The organism is Variovorax sp. 01T439_2, assembly GCF_056398445.1.
The window spans coordinates 1-4863 of sequence record NZ_JBFTPJ010000508.1 but is presented as its reverse complement, the minus strand read 5'-3'; the positions used below and the strand labels follow the sequence as shown (position 1 = coordinate 4863).

Here is a 4863-nt window from a genome sequence, read left to right as displayed (position 1 = left end):
GCCCGAAGGCGCATCGATGCAGCAGGTGCTCGAAAGCGCGCCGGTGCAGGCGCACTTCCAGCAGGTGGCCAACGAGTTGGCGGCCATGGGCACCGGCAGCGCCAACCGCATCGCGCGGCTGCACCTGATGGCCGAGCCGCCTTCCATCGACAAGGGCGAAGTGACCGACAAGGGCTCCATCAACCAGCGCGCCGTGCTCAAGCACCGCGCCGAGCTCGTCGAGGCGCTGCATGCCGACACCCTGCCCTTCACCCTGAAGCCCCGCTGAACCACCACCCGAGGAGACACACACCATGAAGATCGAAGGACAAGCCGCACTCGTGACCGGCGGCGCATCGGGCCTGGGCGAAGCCACCGCGCGCGAACTCGCGCGCCTGGGCGCCAAGGTGGCGGTGCTCGACCGCAATGCGGAGCTCGCCCAGAAGGTGGCCGCRGAGATCGGCGGCGTCGCGTGCGTCTGCGACATCACCGACACCGACAGCGTCAATGCCGCGCTCGACAAGGCCGCCGCCGCCCACGGCACCGCGCGCATCCTGATGAACGTGGCGGGCATCGGCAGCGCCAAGCGCATCGTCGGCAAGGACGGCAATCCGGCGCCGCTCGAAGACTTCGTGCGCGTGGTCAACATCAACCTGATCGGCGGCTACAACATGGCGCGCCTCTTTGCGGCACGCTGCGCGAAGCTCGAAGCGCTGGACAACGGCGAGAAGGGCGTGATGCTCTTCACCGCCTCCGTCGCGGCCTTCGACGGCCAGGTGGGCCAGCAGGCCTACAGCGCCTCCAAGGGCGGCCTCGTGGGCATGACGCTGCCGATGGCGCGCGACCTCGCGCAGCACGCGATCCGCGTCTGCACCGTGGCGCCGGGCCTCTTTGCCACGCCGCTTTTGATGGAGCTGCCCGAAGCCGTGCAGCAATCGCTGGCCGCGTCGATCCCGTTTCCGCCGCGCCTGGGCAAGCCTTCGGAATTTGCCGAGCTGGCCTGCCACATCGTGACCAATGGCCACCTCAACGGCGAAGTCATTCGCCTCGACGGCGCCCTGCGCATGGCGCCGCGCTGATTTTCAGCCCCAGCAAACAGAGAGAGCCCCGCAAGGCAAGGAGACAACACCATGACCAACAGACGCCAATTCGTGCAGGCACTCGGCGGCGCAGCCGCGCTCGGCGCCCTGCATCCGCTTGCCGCACTCGCCCAGGCCGTGCAGCAGGCCAAGATCTACTACGGCTTTCCGGCCGGCAGCGCGGGCGACAGCGTGGCGCGCCGGGTGGCCGAGAAGCTGGGCGACACGCCCTATTCGAAGATCAACGCGGTGGTCGAGAACAAGCCCGGCGCGGGCGGGCGCATTGCGCTCGACACGCTCAAGGGCTCGCCGGCCGACGGCTCGGTGCTGTGCCTCGCGCAGGCCTCGGCRCTGTCGACCTACCCGCACATCTACACCAAGCTGAGCTACAGCCTTGCCGATTTCGCGCCGGTGTCCATCGGCGCGGTGATGACGCACGGCCTGGCCGTCGGCCCGATGGTGCCGGCCAGCGTGAAGACGCTGAAGGACTACATCGCCTGGGCCAAGGCCAACCCCGGCCAGGCCAGCTACGGCTCGCCGGGCGCGGGCTCCACGCCGCACTTCCTGGGCGCGCTGCTGGGCCTGAACACCGGCACCGACCTGCGCCACGTTCCCTACCGCGGCTCGCTGCCGGCCATCAACGATGTGGTGGGCGGGCAGATCGCCTCGAGCATGACGCCCGTGGGCGACTACCTGCCCTTTGCCAAGGCCGGCAAACTGCGCGTGCTCGCCACCTCGGGCGCGCAGCGCGCGGCCTACCTGCCCGACGTGCCCACCTTCACCGAACAGGGCTTTCCGGAAATCGTGGCCGACGAATGGTTCGGCTTCTTCGCGCCGGCCAAGACGCCCGCCGCCGTCATTGCCACCGCGAGCACGGCGATCCAGGCCGCGCTCAAGGACAAGGCCGTGGCCGAGGGCCTGCTGTCGGTCGGCCTGGTGGCGCACGGTTCCTCGCCCGAGGACATGAAGAAATCGCTCCAGTCCGAATACGAGCGCTGGGGTCCGCTGGTCAAGAAGATCGGCTTCACCGCCGAGTCCTGACGCACCCATGGATTACCGCCCCCGCCCCGAAGACAGCCGCTTCATCCTGAACGCGGTGCTCGACGCACCTTCGAAGCTGCGCGCGCTCGCGCCCTTCGCCGAGGTCGACGAAGCGCTGCAGCAGCAGGTGCTCGAGGAAGCGGCGCGCTTCGTGGCCGAGGCGGTGGCGCCCATCAACCGCGGCGGCGACGAGACCGGCTGCCGCTTCGCCAACGGCGAGGTCGCCACGCCGCCCGGGTTCCGCGCGGCCTACCAGGCCTTCGTCGATGGCGGCTGGCCCAGCTTGTCGGCCGCGCCTGAAGACGGCGGCCAGGGGCTGCCGGCCGTGCTCGAAGCCATCCTCTACGAATGGCTGAGCGCGGCGAACCACGGCCTCACGATGGCACCGGGCCTGCTGCACGGCGCCTATGCCTGCCTCAAGCACCACGGCAGCGACGAACTGAAGGCGCGCTACCTCCCGAAGATCGCCACCGGCGAATGGCTCGCCACCATGTGCCTGACCGAAGCCCATGCGGGCAGCGACCTGGGCCAGGTGCGCACGCGCGCGGTGCCGCAGGCCGACGGCAGCCTGCGCGTGAGCGGCGGCAAGATCTTCATCTCGGGCGGCGAGCACGACCTCACGCCCAACATCGTGCACCTGGTGCTGTGCCGGATGCCCGATGCGCCCGCCGGCCCCAAGGGCCTGTCGCTGGTGCTCGTGCCCAAGCTGCTGCYGGACGGCACGCGCAACGCGGTGCACTGCGAACGCATCGAAGAGAAGATGGGCCTGCACGGCAGCCCCACCTGCACGATGCGCTTCGACGACGCCACCGGCTGGCTGGTCGGCGAGCCGGGCCGCGGCCTGGCCGCGATGTTCGTGATGATGAATGCGGCGCGCCTGCATGTGGCGCTGCAGGGCATCGGCCTGCTCGACGCCGCCTGGCAGAAGGCCGACGCCTATGCGGCCGAGCGCCGCCAGATGCGCGCGCCCGGCGCGGTGCCCGCCAGCCGCGGCAGCGAGGCCGCGGACCTGAYCGCCGAGCATCCCGCGATCCGCCGCATCCTCGACACCCAGCGCGCCTGGATCGACGGCGCGCGCACGCTCGCCTACCGCAGCGCGCTGATGCTCGACGTGGCCGCGCACGATGCCGATGCCAAGGCGCGCGAACGCGCGCAGCGCTGGTGCTCGCTGGTCACGCCCGTGCTCAAGGCCGCGTGCACGCAGCAGGCCTTCCATGGCGCGAGCGAATGCCTGCAGGTGTTCGGCGGCCACGGCTACGTGCGCGAATGGGGCATCGAGCAGATCGTGCGCGACGCGCGCGTGACCATGATCTACGAGGGCACCAACGAGATYCAGGCCATCGACCTGCTGGTGCGCAAGGTGCTGCCCGACGGCGGCGCCGCCATGTCGGCCGTGCTGCTCGAACTGCGCGACACGCTCGACGCCTCGCGCGACGCCGATGCCGACGTGCAGCGCCGGCTCGCGCAGCTGCGCTACCTGGGCACCACCATCGCGATGGCCGCGCAGGCCAACCCCGTGCTGCCCTACGAAGTGGCCGACGACTACCTGCGCGCGGTGATGCTCGCGATGCTGGCCTGGGCCTGGGCGCGCATCGATGCGGCCGAGGCGCCCGAGGCCGAGCGCGCCGCCAGGGCCGGCCCGGCGGCCGCGCTGCGGCGCTGGGTGCTGCCCGAATTCGACATGCGGCTGGCCATCGTCAAGCGCGCCTGCGAAGGTGTCGCCATGACGCACCACGCCGCAAAAACCCCGGCCGCCGCGCGCTGACGGAAGCCCGGCCGGGCCGGCCACGAGTTACGCTCGGGCCATGCCCCGTCCATCCAAGAACAGTCCCGCCAAGGCAGAGCCGGCCGCAGCGCCAAACGGCAAATCGGAGCGGCTCGACGCCCGCATCCGCACGATGGACGCGCGGTGGGGCTGCACCTCACCGAGGCCGGAGAAAAGCTGATTCGCGAGGCCGAGCAGACCGTGACGCAGCTCGAGGCCGACGCCAGCGCCCGGCTCACGGTGCGCGAGCGCGAAACGCTGATCCGGCTGCTGCAGAAGATCTATCTGTAGCCGGGGCCACCCAGGCTAAAGCCCCCGCTCCACCATGTCGATCAGCCGCTGCCCCAGCGCATGGCTGGATTGCGCGTCCATGCCCTTGAGCGGTCCTTCGATGATCAGCAGCGCCAGGCCGTGCACGGCCGACCAGGCCAGGTATTCGGCATTGGGGCGGTGCGAAGGGTCGAGCGCACCGGCTTCCACGAGCCGGTCGATCGCGGCGCCCAGCAGCTGGAACGGGTCCTTGCCGCTGGCGCCTGCCCTTGCCGGCCCCACCTCGCCTTCGGCATCTTCCGACGACACCACGAAAGCGGTGCGGAACAGGCCCGGCTCGGCCTGGGCAAAGCGCAGGTAGCCGGTGCCGATGGCCCGCACCTGCGCCCGTGCGAAGTCGACGGGCGGCTGGTCGCAGGGCAGCACCGCCAGCTCCTTTTCCATGGCCCCGGCCGCCGCCGACAGCGCGGCCGCGCGCACCGCCAGCAGCAGCTCCCGCCGGCTCGCGAAATGGCGGTAGGCCGCATTGGGCACCACGCCCGCGCGGCGCGTCACCTCGCGCAGCGCCACCGCATCGGGGCCGCCGTCGCGCGCCAGTTCGATCCCAGCGTCGAGCAGCGCGCGGCGCAGGTCGCCATGGCGGTAGGTGCTGCGGGCCGCGGGCGGGCTCGGGGCTGGCGGGACGATGCGGGGGCTCATCAGGAATCTCCATGTGGACAGTGTCCATTA

The 4863-nt window shown here is 71.0% G+C and carries 4 protein-coding genes and 2 pseudogenes; 5 read left to right on the top strand and 1 reads right to left on the bottom strand.

The features are described from left to right. The 5 genes and pseudogenes from AC1DOC_RS21760 to AC1DOC_RS21740 form a co-directional block, all read left to right on the top strand. Window positions 1-268, top strand: a pseudogene (locus AC1DOC_RS21760) (feruloyl-CoA synthase); the annotation flags it as partial. Window positions 269-293: 25 nt separating this feature from the next. Then, window positions 294-1058, top strand: coding sequence for an SDR family NAD(P)-dependent oxidoreductase (locus tag AC1DOC_RS21755; RefSeq protein ID WP_478079699.1), 765 nt, complete (start codon window positions 294-296; stop codon window positions 1056-1058). Window positions 1059-1109: 51 nt separating this feature from the next. Beyond that, a complete protein-coding gene (locus AC1DOC_RS21750; RefSeq protein ID WP_018906698.1) occupies window positions 1110-2099 on the top strand; it encodes a Bug family tripartite tricarboxylate transporter substrate binding protein in 990 nt (329 codons plus the stop codon). 7 nt (window positions 2100-2106) lie between these two features. Beyond that, a complete protein-coding gene (locus AC1DOC_RS21745; RefSeq protein WP_478130462.1) occupies window positions 2107-3864 on the top strand; it encodes an acyl-CoA dehydrogenase family protein in 1758 nt (585 codons plus the stop codon). 114 nt (window positions 3865-3978) lie between these two features. After that, window positions 3979-4155 (top strand): annotated as a pseudogene (locus tag AC1DOC_RS21740) (MarR family winged helix-turn-helix transcriptional regulator); the annotation flags it as partial. A 15-nt stretch (window positions 4156-4170) separates the two neighbouring features. On the opposite strand, the gene AC1DOC_RS21735 reads toward AC1DOC_RS21740, so the two are convergent. Continuing rightward, window positions 4171-4833 (bottom strand): TetR/AcrR family transcriptional regulator, encoded by a 663-nt coding sequence (locus tag AC1DOC_RS21735; RefSeq protein WP_478079697.1) that lies wholly within the window; start codon window positions 4831-4833, stop codon window positions 4171-4173. Window positions 4834-4863: the final 30 nt, after the last annotated feature.

What these genes read in the sequence shown, in the direction of transcription:
- AC1DOC_RS21735 (WP_478079697.1), bottom strand. Translation starts at nt 4,833, where the DNA reads ATGAGCCCCCGCATCGTCCCGCCAGCCCCGAGCCCGCCCGCGGCCCGC.